Here is a 17,105-nt window from a genome sequence, read left to right as displayed (position 1 = left end):
GCACTGGATTTTTCATCCTTCGGTGGTTCCTCCGCATTTTATCCCCTTGGTCCGCCCTTAACTCAGCGACCGCCTCATGAAAGCCGCCAAATCTTTTGTGTCAAAAGGACCTTGCTCTTGGGTAATCGTGCTTCTGACGCGAAGCCCGTACAAGATCATGGCAAACATCTCCGCGGTTACGTCGCTGTCGATTTCAGCAGGGATGGCACCGTGCAGCTTCCCAATATCGATCCATCTTGTACAGATCTGCATCGTATAGCCGTAAACTTCCTGAACGATTTCCGCAACCTTCGGATTGTCCATCTGCCCTAGCAGATAGATAAAGATCAAGTTCGTCACGTTCTGATGATTGGACGAGCGTACCATCCCCTCGGCTATGAGCTGCAGGGGATCGCCCAGTCCCGAAGACTGCGGGCTGTTGACAATCTCCGTGAACCGTTCATTCAACTGTTCTACGCGCGATTTCAAGATGAGTCCCAACAATTCGTCCTTGCTCGATACATAATGGTAAATGGCGCCTTTGGACAGACCGGTTTCCCGAATAATATCTTGAAGCGTGGTTTGCCGGCAGCCCTTCTCCTGAATTAATCTCTCCGTAGTATCCATGATTGTATGAAAAGTCGTGTTTCCGGTTGTCATAACCTTATCACCCTAGCCTTATTTGCACATTTTTCGGTCCATGATGGCATTTCCCACTCTAACATACCGACTCCCGGTTTGCAAAATCCATTAGCTTAAGCGTTCCTCAATTAAATTGAATAGCAATTCTTTCTCCCGATTAGGAATCCATTCGGATAGTCTCGCAGCTGCAATCGGGAGCATCCACTCGTCAATGTCACTGAATGGAAGACCAGAGCATGAAAGATAGCGCTCCAGGTAGATCCGGCTTATCTTAGTACTCATGAACTGCAGTGCTTCTTTCACGGCTCTTGGCGCTTCGTCAGGCAGCGTACCGAAGCGGAATAGGAGTACGGTACGAGCCACATCGCCGGCAGGATTACCTACCATTCCCGTCATCCAATCGATAACCCAAGGACGTTCACCGACGATGACATTATCCGGGTGAAAATCACCATGGCATAAACATTCTCCGTCCGGCAGCCGCTCCAAAACATCGATTATCTTTTTTTTCACATCGTCCGAGAGTTCCCGTGCATTGTGTATATTTCGGGCTAATATCACTTTTTGTTTCACGATGGATGACTTTTTATGTTCATCAAGCTTGTAGCTATGAACTTGATAATGGAGATCGGCAAACTCTTTTGATAAACGATCCAGGCCGTCAGGATGTTGAACCATCCTGCTTAGAAAAGTTGAACCTTCGATCCGTTCAAAAACGATCCCGTCCCTTTGTTCAAAGTGTATTAAGTCATAAGCACGGGGGGCAGGAACGCCACAGGAAGCGATAGCCTGATTCATCTCATATTCATACCTGATGGCTTCCGGCGGAAAACCGCTTCGATAAAGCTTTAAAATTTTTCCCGGTCCTTGCTCGAAAATTTCGGCTGTTCGCCCCTCACTAATTTTCAGCATTTCTTTATCTCCTTTCCGAATTGGCGATCAAATCAAGACGGGTACAACGCTTCCGTAAAACCTCCTAGGTTAATACGGTTCAGGGTTGCATACCGACCGTCGGTTTCTTAACTACATATTGACAGACCGTTGGTCGGTCTGTCAATAGTCAATTCTTATTTTGGGCTTGCTCGACTCCCATTATTCTATACTTTTTAAAGATTCAATCATATGGATCTGGTTTACTTTTCTCCTAAGCAGCAAGTTAGCCAGAATGGTAAGCAGGAATGCTAGAACAACTGCTGCCAACAATACAACAACGTTTAATTGATCCGGGATTTGTTGATGGGCGCTGGAGAGCGCCTTTACAATAATGGTGTACATATAGCCGCTAATCGGTAAAGCAACAATTACCGCAAATGTGGTTAGGATGATGTTTTCAAAAAATATGAGTCGGTTTATTTTATATTTGGGATAGCCTAATACCTTAAGTGTGGCAAGCTCACGATTTCGTTCATAAATGTTTATGGAAGATATCGTATAAATAGCGCCAAAGGAGAGGATGACGGCACAAATAATAAACATGATAAAAACAAAGCTGTTTTGCTTCACAATATATTGAGCTGATTTCTTAAGATCATTCTTATCTGTAATCTTATCTACGCGAGGATCTTGCTCAAAGAAGCTACGAACGCTTACAAGCTCTGTAGAGCTAGTGGCTTCAACGAAAAGCGAGGATGGACTGTAGTCGATGTCAAAGCTCTTCAAGTAGGCTGGCGTACTATAAAACGACGGATTCGAATACTGGGTGGATATATTCAAAACCTTCATCTCGATCGTCTTATTTTTAAACTCCGGTGCTGTGAACTTGAGCTGGATGAGATCCCCTTGCACAATATGATATTTATCGGCGTAAGATTTGGGCACCAAAACGCCATTATTCCCCAAATACAGTTTATTTTTATTTTCGTCAAAGAAATGAATGAGATTGTTTTCTTTTTCAGTGACCGTTAAAGTAGCCTTTTCTTTTTTATCATCCTTTATGAATTCAACAGGAGAGGCGGATAAATCAAACTTTTGTTTAATACCGGAGGGGAGGTTTGATGCCTCGGAAGATGCTCCTGTCGCATAATCTACTCTTAAATCATAAGCATACACCTCTTCGATCTGGTCAGCTACTTTTAGCAAGGCCGTGTGCGTGCCGAAAGCCGTTATCAATAAAACCGTGCTTGCCACAACACCGACCGAGCTCACTAAAGCTTTTTGTTTATTCAATAGTATGTTTCTCAAAATGAGCTTGTAACTGTAAGAAATACGACTCCAAATGCCCGGAATTCTTTCGATGAGAAGCATTTTCATCTTCTTTGGCGGTTTGGGACGCATAGCTTGGGCCGCACGTTCTTTTAATACGATTCTGCCGCTTAAGTAACACGAGAGAAGTCCAAAGGCACTAGAGAATATCATGGGAGGAAGAAACGAGTAAAAATCAAGGGCGAATTTTATGCCCGGCAGAGAGTAAGCCCTAGAACTGGATGCCGTTATTAAAGGAATAAATACCATAGCGGCTATGGAGCAACCTAGAATTGAGCCTATCATCGATACCAGCAAAGGGTATCCCATGTAATGAAGCATGATCGTTCTGTTTTTTACACCCAAAGCCTTCATGATACCCACTTGATTTCTTTGAGAATCGATCATCCTCGACATGGTTAGGAACAAGATAATAGCTCCTATCAAAAAAAGAACCAAAGGGATAACCTTGCTCATCAAGTTATTATTATGTATCGTTTCCGTTAGCTTCGAATAGCTGAAAGTCCTTTCTTTACTTACCTGGTTTAAATAGGAAAGCGGTTTGGATTGGGCTTCAATCGATTTGCCTAATTGGTCAGGATCGTAGCCTTCTTTGGCATCAATCAAGACTTCATTATAGAAAAAGCCGTCTGCCATTTCGGGGATCGTCTCTTCGGACATATAAGCTACTCCGAAGGTTTTATGGTCTTGGATTTCGTTCTTTTTGGCATATTCGACATTCTCGCACAGACCGCTGATCGTAAAGCTGTAGTCTTTTTTATTTGAAGTTATGTTGATTTTATCGCCGACGTTGTACTGATGTTCTTTGGCATAATGGGAATCTAGCATGATCTCATTTTTTTTGGACGGGACCCTGCCCTCTACCATAGCAGGCGTATTGATTTCATTGTTCACCGGGATTGAATGAATTTTTATTGAAGCTTTATACCCTTCGAACGCTTGCGTGGCGTCCAGCGTATAGCGTCCTTCTATTTTATTTATCCCTTCTATTTCGCTTAAACCAGCCACGTCCTCTTTGGAAATTTGGCTGTAATACACATTCAGATCGCTTAAATTATGCTCTTTAAAATAAGCCTTCGTATAAGCACTAAGGATATCGCTATACGTGATCAGCCCCGCATAGAAAAAAGCCCCTACTGCAATAACCGAAACAATGGCTATGAATTGCCCTATCGATTGTCTAATATCCCTTACTAATTTTAAAAATAATTTCATCATTACCACTCAATTCCTTCCACACTTTGTTTCACATCATTGATCGTAATACTTTCGATCCTTCCGCTTTTCACTTTAATAATTTTATCGGCCATCGGAGCGATTGCGGAATTATGTGTGACCAATACAACGCACTTTTTCATTTCCCTGTTTAAATCCTGAAGAAGCTTTAAGACGGATTTACCGGTAACATAATCCAAAGCTCCAGTGGGTTCATCGCAGAGTAGAAGCAAAGGATTTTTGGCGACAGCTCTGGCAATTGCCACTCTTTGCTGTTCTCCCCCGGAGAGCTGGGAAGGGAAGCTGTTCATTCGATTCTTTAATCCGACTTGATGCAAAATAGCTTGAGCATCCAGATGGTTTTTACATACTTCAGCGGCAAATTCAACATTTTCCAGTGCGGTTAAATTCGGAATCAAATTGTAGAATTGAAAGACAAAACCGACCTTCTCACCGCGATATTGAGTTAATTTTTTTTCGTTGAATTTTGTTATTTCTTGATCGCCGACAAACACCTGGCCTGAGGTAGCCGTATCCATACCGCCAAGGATATTCAATATCGTACTTTTACCGGCGCCGCTTGCTCCCAAAATAACGACGAATTCCCCCTCTGAAATGGAAAAATCAACACCATCAAGCGCATTGATTGGCACTTCTCCGATTTTGTATTGTTTCGTTACTTTTTTGAACTCGATTAAGTTTTTCACTTCGGACATCTCCTCGAATAACAATGATTGAAACTTCGTCAGTTCCCTTTAGCCAAGTTTCTCTTCGATCAGCATGCTAGTATGTTACTCATGTAGCACACTATAATTCATGTTCAAATGATTGTCAATCACCGATCGAACGATCGTTTATTGACAATTGTTTGCCTATCCATTATGGTATGCTAGATGGATAACATACCGATATACTGAAGGTGGGGCAATGAACATCACTTTCGACGATAAACAACCGATTTTTCAACAAGTAGCCAACATCATTGAGGACGATATTCTGAACGGCACTTTCCGTGTGGACGAGCAAATTCTTTCTGTGGCGCAGTTTTCTCAACTGTTTCAAATTAATCCGGCGACCGTCGTGAAGGGGATCGCCCTGCTCGTCAATGAAGGTATTCTGTACAAAAAAAGAGGACTTGGCATGTATGTCGCGACCGATGCGAGGCAGAAGATTCAGATGAAGCGAAGAGATCGTTTCTACAAGGAACTGTTGTCCAATCTGCTGAATGAAGCCGACAAGCTCGGGCTGACAACCGAAGAGATTATGGACATGATCAAACAGTTGAGAAAGGAATGAACGAACCGTGAGCATTGCATTGACTTGCGGCAATTTAAATAAAAAATACGGTCGAACTGACGCATTGCGGAATCTGAATCTGCAGCTGGAGGAAAACGTCATTTACGGCTTGCTTGGGCGAAACGGCGCCGGCAAAACGACGCTGCTTAACATGATCGCAGGCGGAATCTTCCCGGACTACGGCACAATCGAGGTAAGAGGAAAAAAGCTGGGCAAAGGAGAACTTCCGAAGGATTTCTGTTTCGTACGCGAGAAAAACAAACCCTTCGGAGGAGCACGGGTTATCGAGGTTTTGCAGTTTGCTGCGAATTTCCATCCAAATTGGGACTGGACATTTGCTCATGAGCTGCTCGAGACGTTTCGGCTCGATCCGCGCAAAAAAATCAGACAGCTATCAAGAGGCACGGAATCGCTCGTAGGAAACATCATCGGTCTGGCCAGCCGGGCATCGCTGACGTTATATGACGAGCCGGTGCTCGGACTCGATGTCTTGATGCGGGAAAGGTTTTACAAGGCGCTTCTGGAGGATTATGCCAATCACCCTCGCACGATTTTACTATCTACGCATTTAATTGACGAAATCGCCACCGTCGCAGAAAGAGTATACATCATTGAAGCCGGCTCCCTCCTGCTTCACGATGAGATGGATCGGATACACATGGCGGCTCATCTGATCCGGGGAAATTCGGAAGCGGTGGCTTCGTTTACAACCGGTAAGCGAGTATTACATACGGAAGCCTATGGCCGCGGCACACTTGCCGCTATTTACGAAATGTTGGACGACGGGGACATGCTACGGGCGCGCGAGATGGACATTTCGATTGAACATCTGACACTTCAAAAGTTTTTCTCGTATTTGATCGAAGGAGGTCACTAAGTTGGGCGCATGGGCCGTTCATTTAAAGGCAACCTATTTGCAAATGAGGATTTACATCTGGTGCGTCATTATTCTTATCCTGCTTGGAAGGCTGGCGGATTTCATTGTTAGCCTCTGTACGGACAGCAGCCACAATACCCGCCTTTCGGACGGCAACATGCTGATTCTCATTTTGCTCCTTATCGCTATCGTGCTGCCGCTCCGTTATTACAAACGCATCGTACATTTGGGCGCAAGCCGAGAGCAATATTTTAAAGCGCTTCACTTCGTCTTTGCCGTCTGGGCAGCAGCCATCGCTTTGTTCAATTCTTTATGGTTTGAATTTGAAGTGGGCGTGCTCCGGAATTACATGAACACCGTTGATCTGATTGAAGCGTTTCATTGGGTTGACTTTGGCTTGGCAGGTTCTTTTCTTCACCAAATCGCCTTTTATTTGATGGTGATGGCGCTTCTAAGCATGCTGATCTCCGGGTACTACCACCCTGTCGGTTGGCTGCTGTGGGCGCTGCTCCTTGCGGCGATCCCGATCGGAACGGCGATTCCTTCGCTGCGCGTTTATGTCGTCTTATTTTTCAAAGCGCTGTTATTCAACAGCTCGCTGCCGGCGGGCGTCGGATATAACCTTATACTTTATCTTGTTTTCGTGGCCGGCGGTTGGCTTTTTACTAGGGGAAGAACCCACTAAACGAACTCGTTTATTTATCCAGACACAAAAGAAAATGCATAAACATTCACCAATCTACACATGGGAATGTTTATGCATTATATTGAATGTTTAAATCCGCAGGAGGTTGAGCCACCTTAGGAGGGGAACAAGATATCCGCTGCGCAGTTCTTCCACAACGGAGATCGCATCTTCCGGATAATCCGTAATGATCCCGTCAACCCCCATGCCGATAAATCGCTCCATATTATCCCTGTCGTTCACCGTCCATACATAGATCGGTTTGTTATTCAGCTTGGCCGAAGCGACGATCGATTCGTTGACCATATATTCTTCCATCACGACAAAATCGGCGTGGATCTGCCCTATATCGGGGACTCCGGCGAACATGATGAAGCCGACCTGAAGCGCCGGCTCCGCGGCTTTGATCTCCTGCACGATTTCATAATCCAGCGATTGCACGACACAATGCGTCTGAAAATCATTTTCGCGAATGGTCTTAATGAACGTATTTACTAAATTACGTTCTTTTCCGTGTGTTTTTACCTCAATATTCAGCTTGATTTTTCCGCGAGCGGCGTTCATGACTTCCGCAAGACTGCTGATTTGGCTTGTGAAATTCCCTTGTTTGACTTCCAGCTTCCGTAGTTCAGCCATCGTCAGATCGTACACTTCCGCGTTGCTGCCTGTCAGTCTTTTCAGATTGGTGTCGTGAATGACGGCGAGCTCCCCGTCCTTCGTTTCCAATATGTCGATTTCTGCATAATCCGCGCGGGCGTCTATAGCACCTTGAATCGCATCGATCGTATTCTCGGGGCCTTTCGAAATATAGCCGCGATGGGCCATCACCGTCGCTTTTTGATCGCTTGGCCGGATATCGGTCAGGGCTGGAACCAACACGAGTGCCGTTGCGAAGGCGATGATCAGTCCGAGTACGATCAGCTTTCGTTTATGCTTGTGAAGCAGACCGTAGCTTTGGGAGGAACGGTTTTCAATGTCGCTCCAGTTGGGCATTTGCAGGACGGCATGATCCGGGTCCGCTTTGGCTATGTAAATTCTGGTGAGCGTTGTAATGTAAAGCGGCGTTACAAACAAGGTAGCAAGGTACAAAGAAATGATGGCGCTCTTCGATACGACGAACCACGCAATTTCAGCAAAAGCCGTCTCTTGAGGCAGCACGATATAAATGAGAATCACCGCGGCCAGAATCAAGACAACGACGACTGCAAACAAAAGAGAAATGCACAGCAGCGCCACAAACATTCGGATATAGATTTTTTTCAGGATAGCTGCGCTTTTTTTGGCGGCTTGCCGGAAGCTGCTTGTTCCCTCAATGACGATCACATGAAGCAGGAAGATCCACCGGATATTGAAAAAGGTCATGACGGCGAACAGCCCTATATAGAGCAGCGTGCCCCAGCCCGTTTTCAACAGCTCTCCGGAAATAAAATTCGGAATTTGCAGGGTAGGCAACAGGGTGGAGCCGCCGCCCGAACTCAGCAAAGGGACGACCAGCAGTAAGTAAAAGGCCCAGCCGACAAAGCCGTATTTGAAAAGCGACGGAAGATAGGCCACGGATTGCAGAAATGCCGGGATAAGCCCGATTCTTTGTTTCTTTTGCCCGTAGTACGAAAGGATCACCAGAACCGAAAATTCCAAAAATATCAATACCGTAGCGGCCGGGATCAAAATAAGCATGCATAGTAAACCGTAGCGGCTCATAACGAAATTCAGCAGCTCATAATTCGTCGCACCGACATATCCGCCCAAGCGGAGAAGCCTGTGAAAGATGAAAGAAATCGCCGGTATAAATATGAATAGCGTGAGTGCCTTATACAACAGCTCGAAAATGAAAACTTGCCTGTAAGTAAAAGCCAGTATATTGAAAATATCCGCAATCAGCTTATGTATGGGGGTCTCCTTGGCATTGCTCATGTTCTGTACCTGCTTTCAATGGGAAATAAAGGAAGAGAACCGATTCGAGCTGTACTGAGCCCATATCACAATCGGCAGTTTTGGGACTCAGAGTTATATATACCAAAAAAAGTATCAACCTGTCACCTGCAGTTCCATTATAGAACTTGTGGATGCACAGGCCAAGACATTTTCATTCAATTGTATGCGCTTCCGGCGCGGGTTTCTAAAATCTAAAATAAGACATGGCAGCTGCAGGACGTTCCCTGAAGCTGCCATGTCTTATTTAGAAGCCTAAAAATACGGCCAAGCATTACTTCTAAGCCCCTGTCATCAAGATTTTCAGTTAAAGCAACGAAGCGGCTTTGGTTATAAGTCAGTCGGGAAGCTGAACATTTCCGGGAACAAAGTAGGCAGCACCGCCATATTCCGGAAGGCCAGGAATCGTATCATAGACACTTATTCCTCGAATATCCGTAATTCTGACTTGAAGCGGTTGAGTACCCAATTGTTGCGTGCTGAGAAAATGATTGTAGGCAGTTTTCGGCAGATCGACCCAAGTACCGTTCTTGTTGACTTCGAACTTCATTACAGGATACTTATGATTTCTGACTTGAATGGCTGCCCACCATTGGCTGCTGCCTTCTTTGATTCGGTACGTAAAATTCCCGGAGATCGGAGCTTTAACTACCTTCCACTGAATATTGATTTTGCCGGCACTCATGTCCCCGATTTTAGAAAATGCGTTTGGACTTAAATCGAGCGCTCCCGGTGCTGCTTCCGGGTACAGGTCCGTTACATATACGACGGTTTTCCCCTTGGGTCCCTGCACTTCCAAATAAGCGCCCGCGAGCGCAGACTGTACGCCGTTATAATTATAATCCGCAGGGTTCAATGCCGTGATTTCCATATCAGCCGGAATCGGATCAAGCAGAGCCGCACCGCCTTCATACCCCGAACCAGTGTAGGTCGCATAGGAGCTGCGAACATCATTCCAGGCGGCAAAAGCCGTAACCGCAAATAATAACAGAGCGGATATCAAGGTGATTACAATTGCAAGCAACGATTTTCTTCTCATTCTCATGGCACACCGCCTCCTTAATTACTAGTTTTGATCATAAAGTTAACAAGTCGTCTCTTCACCTCCTGTCTTGAGTCTTGCTTGCGAGGAACGCATCGAGCTGTTTTTGCTTCTCTGCCTGTATTTTGTCTAAACCGGCCGCCTTCAGCTTCTCCGTATATTTCGGAAGCGTTTTTTCGGGATCTACGGAACCCGTATCCAGAGCCGGATCGTACTCTTTGCCGACATTCACGAGCGCCGCAACTTCCGTTTTAACGGGCTCGGCATTAAAGGTAAAACCAAGGCCGGGGGATTTTTTCGCATCCTTGTTGAATTCTTTGAATTTATCCCATTTTTGCGGATCTTCGGTATCCCAGATATAGTTCAGGAACTGATTGCCGAACATCCACGAGGCCCCGGGGCTGTAATTCTTTGTGGCATCCGTCGCCTTGATGATGTTGTCGGAAACTTTCCGATAATGCACGCCTTCGATTCCAAAGTTGAGCAGATTGTTCAACTCTTTGTCCGTATGCAGCAAGTTGATGAACATCATGGCCCGCACCGGATCATCCGACGTGGTCGAAATTCCCAGCATAGAGCCTGCGGTTTCTCCGGTCGATACGGTTTTGGCCGTCATTTCGATTTGCTTCAGCTTCCCTTGCAGGCTAATCCCGTTGGCCATCTCGGCATCTTTCCCCGGTTTTAAAGGAGAAACGATCATAAACACGTTCCCTGCCTTTAAAGCGTCTCCGGTGCCAAGTGAAGTCGTGGCCGCATCTTTGTTGATGAAGCCTTTTTTCATATAATCACGCGTCATTTTCAAGGTTTCTTTATACCGGTCAAGCTCGCTTGTTTTCACTACCTTCGTGCTGTCCTGATCCTTCAGAATGACGCATGGAATGGTAGCATCGCCAAGCGCGTCGGTTTGGGCAAAGTAATGCGCGTTGAACGTATCCCCTTGTCTCAGGAACAGCGGAATCATATCGGGCCTTTTCTCCTTGACGGCATATAAAATAGGATCAAGATCCTGAATTGTCTTGACGCGGGTCATATCCAGACCCAGCTCTTTGGCAATATCCGAACGATAGATGACTCCACCCTGAGCAGCCAATTCCTTATTTGTCGGCACGGCGTAATTTTTACCGTTAATTTTCGCTCCTTCCAGGAACATGGGACTCAAGGTGTCAAGAACGCCTTGGCCGTACTTTTTTAGTAAATTTCCATAGGTGTCGAGTCCGTCGGCATTCAGCGGGAGAAACGCGCCCTTGGACACATTGACGGCATGCCCGTTCCACTGGGCGGTAAACAGAATGTCAAACTTTTCACGGGACGCGATCATCAGATTGGATTTGTTATCCCATTGTCCCCAGTCGATCGGCATCAGTTCGATCGTAGCATTGATTTTGGGCTGCAAAATCTTGTTCAAGGCCTCTTCGACTTTGGCTTGATCCGGTTGAGGGCTTCCCGGGTACACCATTTTCAGTTTATATGACTTCTGGCCCATCGCAGATTGACCGTCGCCTTTCGAAGGGCCGCCAGCCTCATTCATACTGCCGTTATCCCCACTGCATCCGATCAGAGTTAAAGTGAAAAATAAGAAGAACGCGAATAACCCAAGAACGTTTCTTCGCCATGCTTTCATGGAATAAAACCTCCGTTTAGCTAAATTGCTTTAGGCCAACAACACTCACCCTTTTACGGCTCCTACCGTCAACCCTTTGACAAAATATTTCTGAAAAAAGGGGTAAGCGAATACGATCGGGCCAATGCCTAACACCGCCATGGCCATGCGTACGGTCTCCGTGGGAAGATTAAGACCTCCTCCTGATTGGTTAATAGCCTGCAGGGCTTGCGTGTTGGAGGTCAGAAATTGGATATCGAGCATGGTTTTGTACATTAAATACTGCAGATTGACATTTTGATTACCGGTTATAAAGACCAGGCTGGTAAACCAATCGTTCCAGTAATTTAAAGTCTGAAACAAGGAAACGGTTGCCAGAACGGGTAGAGAAAGCGGCAAAATGATTTGAACAAAAATCCGAAACTCGCCGGCTCCATCTATTTTAGCCGACTCGATTAGCGCAGGCGGTATCGTGCCCGAAAAGAACGTTCGCAGCATCAGTACGAAAAATGCGGATACCAGCAAAGGCAAAATCAGAGCGAACAGCGTATTTTTAAAATTCAGCATCTGGGTGTAGACCAAATACCAGGGAACAAGTCCGCCGTTAAACAGCATCGTGAAAAACATAAAGAATGAAAACACGTTTTTGTGCGGAAAATCTCTGCGTGAGATCGGGTAAGCGTACATCGCCATGATGATCACACTGACGACGGTCCCGACTGCCGTGACAAAAACGGAAACCCCAAACGATCGTACGATCTGTTCCCAGTCCTTAAACAGAAATCGATACGCCGAAAGACTGAATGATTCCGGTATAAAGTTATAACCGTTTATTAATACAGCCTTCTCGTCGGAGAATGACACGATGATCACGAGCAGAAGCGGCAGAATGCATACTGCCGTATGAAACCAGAAAAACAAATTAATTATAATGTTAGCGGTGTTTGAAATGTCATTTGGCCTACGCCTGTTCACCCAAAATCACCCTTCTTAAAATAATGCATTCTCTTTGCTGCTCCGTCGTACAATCAGGTTCGAGCCAAGGACCAGAATAAATCCTATGACCGATTGAAATAACCCCGCTGCAGATGACATCCCGATATCCCCCATGGACAAAAAGGTTTGATAGACGTAAGTATCAATAACCTGCGTCGCAGGATAGAGCGCCCCCGCGTTCCGTGTCACTTGAAAAAACAATCCGAAGTCGGCATAAAAAATTTTTCCGATTTGTAATAAGGTCATGACGATCATAACAGGTACAATAAGAGGAATCGTAATATTTTTGATCTGCTGCCATTTCGAAGCGCCGTCAATCAGCGCGGCTTCGTAGTATTCGTTGTCAATTCCCAGCATGGCCGCCATGTAGATTACCGTATAATAGCCGATGTTCTTCCAAACGTTTACAATCGGTAAAATCAAGGGCCAGTACTTCGGCTCGGAATACCATTCGATCGGCTCGATCCCGAATTTTGGAAAAACGACGGTGTTCAAGAAGCCGTGGTCTTGCCCAAGAAAAGCATAAACCAAATAGCTGACAACGATCATCGATAAGAAAAACGGAAGGAACATCGTGCTCTGATGGAATTTGGACAGAAACCTGCTGCGCATTTCGTTGAACATCATAGCGAATGCTACGGCAATAAGGAGATTCAGGACAATAAATACGGCGTTATAACAGATTGTATTTCGGGTGATGATCCAAGCGGCTTCAGTCGAAAATAAAAATTTGAAATTTTGAAAGCCAATCCATGGGCTTTGAAAAATCCCTTTGGCGTAGTTAATGTTCTTGAAAGCGATGATCACGCCGAACATTGGAATATAGTTGTTTACAATCAGAACAAGACCCGCGGGCAGCATCATGAGATAGAAAACCCAATAGGCGCGGACTGTCTTGCAAAACGCAGGAATCGATTCAGGCATTGTCCAAACGTGCCCTCCTCTTGGCCGAATTGCTCATATCATTGCTCATGGTTCTGTCCCCCCTAGTCGGTTAGTTGCTACTTATTATCACAGATATGGAATATCCAGGTCTATCCGATATGTAGCTTTTTGAGCATCATTATGACTTGTTGGTTTGGAATTTTTTTCGGTATTCTTGCGGGGAAATGCCGGTGACCCTCTTGAACATTTTGGCAAAATGCGAGAAGTGGCTGTAACCGATAACTTCCGCTACGCTGCTGATTTTACGATCCGACTCGATGAGCAGCTTCTGCGCCTTGTCCATTCTGATCTTGAGCATATATTCAGATAGCGATAGCCCCGTTTCCTTCTTAAAAAGACGGGACAAATAAGCCGGATTCAGGTGCACGAAATGTGCAATATCGTCCCTGCTCACTTCCTCATGCAGATGATCGTTCATATATTTCTGGACTTTCGCGACGACAGCGGAAATATCCTGATGATGCCTGCTCATATACTCGATGCCGGTCGATACAACGCGAATCGCCCAACTGCGAAGTTGGTTGATTGACCGGATAGCGGCGTCAATATCCTGCAGTTCGTCGTGCGGGAACATGTTCTGAATTGACAAGCCCTTTTTATGACCCACATGATATACCATATGAATTAGACCGTAACCCAAAGCTTGCAAGGTTTCCGAACGCGCCGCGCCTTGCTGCATCCGATCTGTAAGTTCATCGATGCGCAGAAGCAGCTCGTCCAGTTTGCCGAGCTCATACAGTAAAAACCAGTCAGTGATTGAAGGTGCCGTCGGCAAGAGAATCCCGGGTACTTCGTCGCGAAGCTGATGCAGCACGCCATTGATCTTGACCACATTATCCCGTTCCATTCTAAGCAGCGTGCCCACCACCTGATTGATTTCGGCAACAGGCGTCTTTTCCCCGATATAACACGATAAGCTGCAGTGAAAGAACCGGTTGCAAGCCTGAATGTAGTCGTAACACCTCCTGTCTAATTCCATGGGAACAGGAGTGCTATCTTGCACATAGAGGAGCACCAGATGAAAACCATTTTGATCCAGTATGACGCAACCGGGATGCTCTTGAAGAATCATTTCCGCACCCGCTTTGCGCAAAGCGTAACCCATGATTTCCTCGTCTCTTGCGTTCAAATCTTCCTTCCATTGTTCCACGCTGATCAGAACAGGAATCACCAGGCTTTGTGCGTTCAGCGGAATGCCGTACAACTCGAACGCCGCCTGCAGCCGTTCTTGCGTCAAGGGGATTTTGCCGGCCAACACCTCTTGCCAAAACCGCTCTACAAGAATAGGCAGTTGATTTAACCAATGCTTGTAATAGGTTTCGTACGTTTTATTGAAATCCAGCAGTTCCCGCTCCGATTGAATTTGATGAATCGCCTTGGCGACGATTTCCTTCAATTGGCTATGATCCACAGGCTTTAACAAGTAATTAAAGCTTCCAAGCTGGATCGCTTTCTGCGCGTAATCGAAATTGGCGTGGCCTGTCAAAAAAACGGTTTCTGTAAAGGGGGATTGCTCCTTCACCCATTCCTGCAGCTTCAAGCCGTTGGTATCAGGCATTTCGATGTCGGAAATTAATACGTCAATAGGGCAGGCCGTCAATATATGCTTGGCTTCTTCCGCACCGTAAGCCTCATACATTTGCCCGATGGGCAGGTCGGACCAATCGATCCCTTGCGTAATGCCTTTTACGGCGAATTTCTCGTCATCCACGACCAGTAAGTTAAACAACCACATCATCTCCATGTCCAAAATGTTGAAGAGGAAAGCGAATTTTAATTTCAGCGCCTCTGTGCTCCCGGTTTGCAAAATGGATTTTGACCGCCCCGGAGCTCATTCCAAGCCGGCGCATCACGTTCCAAATCCCTAAATGCTCCTCTCCGGATTTCTCCGCATAGCACCCGGAATTCAACTCATGCAGCATCTCCGGCGCAAATCCTTTTCCGTTGTCGGAAATCGTGACCATAAAGTAATGTTCCGGGTCATCCGGGTCAGGGAGCGCTTCGATTTCCACATAAAACCGGTCTTGATCCATTCGGTAGCCGTGAATCACCGCATTTTCCACAAACGGCTGCACGGTCAACGGCGGCAATGGATACTGCCTATACGCTTCTTCGATTCGTATAGCAAACGTCAGGTTGTCGGGATATCTCATGACCTGGATTTCCAAGTAATTGCAAATGTGCTGAAGCTCGTCTCCTAGCGATATGAACGTGCGGTTGGTGCGTATGAGATTACGGAAATAATCGGCCAAATGAAGCGACATTTTTTGCACGGATTTGTGGTCTTTTAAGGCGGCTAGATTGTAGATGATATTCAAGCAATTCATGTAAAAGTGGGGATTGATTTGCACCTGAAGATGTTTGAACTCGGCTTGCTGCACCCTTATTTTTTCTTCGTATACGGAAATTTTCAAATGTTCGATTTGCTTGGCCATATCGTTAAAAGTCGATATCAGGTACGCAAACTCGGCGGAGTGGCTTTCATTCAGACGGACATCGAATTGACCACGGCCGATTTTTCTCATCCCCTGAATGAGCTGAGCCATCGGCTTAAAAAAAATTTTTTGCAGGAAAGCAAGATATAACGCAAGTACCAAGGCGACTCCTAAGGGGAGAACATAAATGGCCTTTTGCAAATAAGGAAGATTCTGCAAAATGTTCGTCTCGGCCACTACAACAAGGTAACGAATACTCGCATACTGTGACGATCTTCCGACCACCAAGTATTTCTTGTTACTCGTGTCGTCTTGTACGGTTTGATATACCTGGTGATCGGGGGTAAGCTGACTTTTAATCGCAGCATAAGTTTGAGTCGGCAAAGCCTGGCTCGTCAACGGTTGTCCGTCGCCCGTAACGATGACCGATCCACCGCCTTCCCCCACATCCCATGTGCCAAGCGGCTTCGCCAAGCTCTTCATATCGATAAGACAGCCTGCATACATATCGGAACCTAAATCTTTCATTTGCACGATAAAATAAGAATGGTTCGATTCGATTAACTTCCATTTACCCTGGTTTGGAGTCATTGAGCTTAAACTTAAGGCTTGCGAAAGATACTTCTGTACGGTTTCATAACGTTCGTGGAAATGCCCGTTCTCCTGCGTGACGATGAACAGGTCCTCATTGGATTTGGCGTAGACGAAAAAAGTATCGATCAAGCTGTAATATCCGAGGTCTTGAATTAGTTTGTTGTACACTTTTTGTTTGGCCAAGATATAGTCGTCCTTATAGGATCTATAAGCCTGCATCGAAACAATTTCCGGGTCGCTCTCCATGCGGTAGAAATAGTAGTCGAATTCCTTCAACGCATTATCGGTAACATTTACATAATGAGCGAGCATTTTACTATAATTCATGGAAACTTGATCGCGAACTACATTCATCGAATAGATGTTATTGTAAAAAAGTAAAAAAACAAGCGGAGCCACAACCAAAATGAATCCGCTTACAATTTTGAATTTAACGGAATTCTTGAAGTTCATATAGGACACCTCAATAGGACATATGAGTTTTTATACCGATATTATACAATCCGTAAGTTTTTTGACTCTAGCACTTTTAATGTAATAGTAACACTTTTATTACTTTTTTGCCCAATTATGCACATCCGTTTTTTAACAAGTCATGAAAGTGCTAACGATATCACGCCATAGATAGATGTCCTCTTGCCGAATCGGTAAAATAAAAACAAATT

At 45.5% G+C, this 17,105-nt stretch carries 14 protein-coding genes; 3 read left to right on the top strand and 11 right to left on the bottom strand.

Annotated features, from left to right (window positions below; all coding sequences use genetic code 11):
* Window positions 1–57: 57 nt before the first annotated feature.
* From PEL01S_RS14465 to PEL01S_RS14450, 4 genes are all read right to left on the bottom strand, one after another.
* Complete coding sequence (locus PEL01S_RS14465; protein ID WP_063187439.1) at window positions 58–639, bottom strand: TetR/AcrR family transcriptional regulator; 582 nt, start codon at window positions 637–639, stop codon at window positions 58–60.
* Between the two features lie 90 nt (window positions 640–729).
* Window positions 730–1,533, bottom strand: a complete 804-nt coding sequence (locus PEL01S_RS14460) for a phosphotransferase family protein (protein WP_063187438.1) — start codon at window positions 1,531–1,533, stop codon at window positions 730–732.
* Between the two features lie 180 nt (window positions 1,534–1,713).
* Window positions 1,714–4,041 (bottom strand): ABC transporter permease, encoded by a 2,328-nt coding sequence (locus PEL01S_RS14455; protein WP_063187436.1) that lies wholly within the window; start codon window positions 4,039–4,041, stop codon window positions 1,714–1,716.
* Window positions 4,041–4,745, bottom strand: a complete 705-nt coding sequence (locus PEL01S_RS14450; RefSeq protein WP_063187434.1) for an ABC transporter ATP-binding protein — start codon at window positions 4,743–4,745, stop codon at window positions 4,041–4,043. Before PEL01S_RS14450 ends, PEL01S_RS14455 begins: the two co-directional genes overlap by 1 nt.
* Before the next feature lie 220 nt (window positions 4,746–4,965).
* On the opposite strand from PEL01S_RS14450, the gene PEL01S_RS14445 reads away from it, so the two are divergent.
* The 3 genes from PEL01S_RS14445 to PEL01S_RS14435 are packed head-to-tail and all read left to right on the top strand — an operon-like array spanning window position 4,966 to window position 6,896.
* Entirely contained in the window at window positions 4,966–5,334 is a 369-nt protein-coding gene (locus tag PEL01S_RS14445; protein ID WP_010499518.1) for a GntR family transcriptional regulator, read from the top strand.
* Between the two features lie 7 nt (window positions 5,335–5,341).
* On the top strand, window positions 5,342–6,211 hold the full coding sequence (locus PEL01S_RS14440) for an ATP-binding cassette domain-containing protein (RefSeq protein WP_063187432.1): 870 nt from the start codon (window positions 5,342–5,344) through the stop codon (window positions 6,209–6,211).
* 1 nt (window position 6,212) lies between these two features.
* A complete protein-coding gene (locus PEL01S_RS14435) occupies window positions 6,213–6,896 on the top strand; it encodes a hypothetical protein (RefSeq protein ID WP_127460782.1) in 684 nt (227 codons plus the stop codon).
* Window positions 6,897–6,986: 90 nt separating this feature from the next.
* Here PEL01S_RS14435 and PEL01S_RS14430 read toward each other — a convergent pair whose 3' ends face one another.
* From PEL01S_RS14430 to PEL01S_RS14400, 7 genes are all read right to left on the bottom strand, one after another.
* Complete coding sequence (locus PEL01S_RS14430) at window positions 6,987–8,810, bottom strand: glycerophosphoryl diester phosphodiesterase membrane domain-containing protein (protein WP_127460781.1); 1,824 nt, start codon at window positions 8,808–8,810, stop codon at window positions 6,987–6,989.
* Between the two features lie 355 nt (window positions 8,811–9,165).
* Entirely contained in the window at window positions 9,166–9,867 is a 702-nt protein-coding gene (locus PEL01S_RS14425; protein WP_127460808.1) for an expansin EXLX1 family cellulose-binding protein, read from the bottom strand.
* Window positions 9,868–9,928: 61 nt separating this feature from the next.
* Window positions 9,929–11,491, bottom strand: a complete 1,563-nt coding sequence (locus PEL01S_RS14420) for an ABC transporter substrate-binding protein (protein WP_127460780.1) — start codon at window positions 11,489–11,491, stop codon at window positions 9,929–9,931.
* A 45-nt stretch (window positions 11,492–11,536) separates the two neighbouring features.
* The gene (locus tag PEL01S_RS14415) at window positions 11,537–12,445 is read right to left on the bottom strand and encodes a carbohydrate ABC transporter permease (protein WP_127460779.1); all 909 of its coding nucleotides are present in this window, start codon (window positions 12,443–12,445) and stop codon (window positions 11,537–11,539) included.
* A gap of 15 nt (window positions 12,446–12,460) precedes the next feature.
* The gene (locus tag PEL01S_RS14410; protein WP_127460778.1) at window positions 12,461–13,390 is read right to left on the bottom strand and encodes an ABC transporter permease; all 930 of its coding nucleotides are present in this window, start codon (window positions 13,388–13,390) and stop codon (window positions 12,461–12,463) included.
* Window positions 13,391–13,529: 139 nt separating this feature from the next.
* Window positions 13,530–15,140, bottom strand: coding sequence for a helix-turn-helix domain-containing protein (locus PEL01S_RS14405; protein ID WP_163767960.1), 1,611 nt, complete (start codon window positions 15,138–15,140; stop codon window positions 13,530–13,532).
* Window positions 15,133–16,767 (bottom strand): sensor histidine kinase, encoded by a 1,635-nt coding sequence (locus PEL01S_RS14400; protein WP_163767962.1) that lies wholly within the window; start codon window positions 16,765–16,767, stop codon window positions 15,133–15,135. The genes PEL01S_RS14405 and PEL01S_RS14400 overlap by 8 nt, the downstream gene beginning before the upstream one ends.
* Window positions 16,768–17,105 lie beyond the last annotated feature (338 nt).

It is taken from the genome of Paenibacillus elgii NBRC 100335 (assembly GCF_004000865.1).
Lineage (GTDB): Bacteria > Bacillota > Bacilli > Paenibacillales > NBRC-103111 > Paenibacillus_G > Paenibacillus_G elgii.
This window is presented reverse-complemented; position numbering and strand designations above follow the sequence as displayed.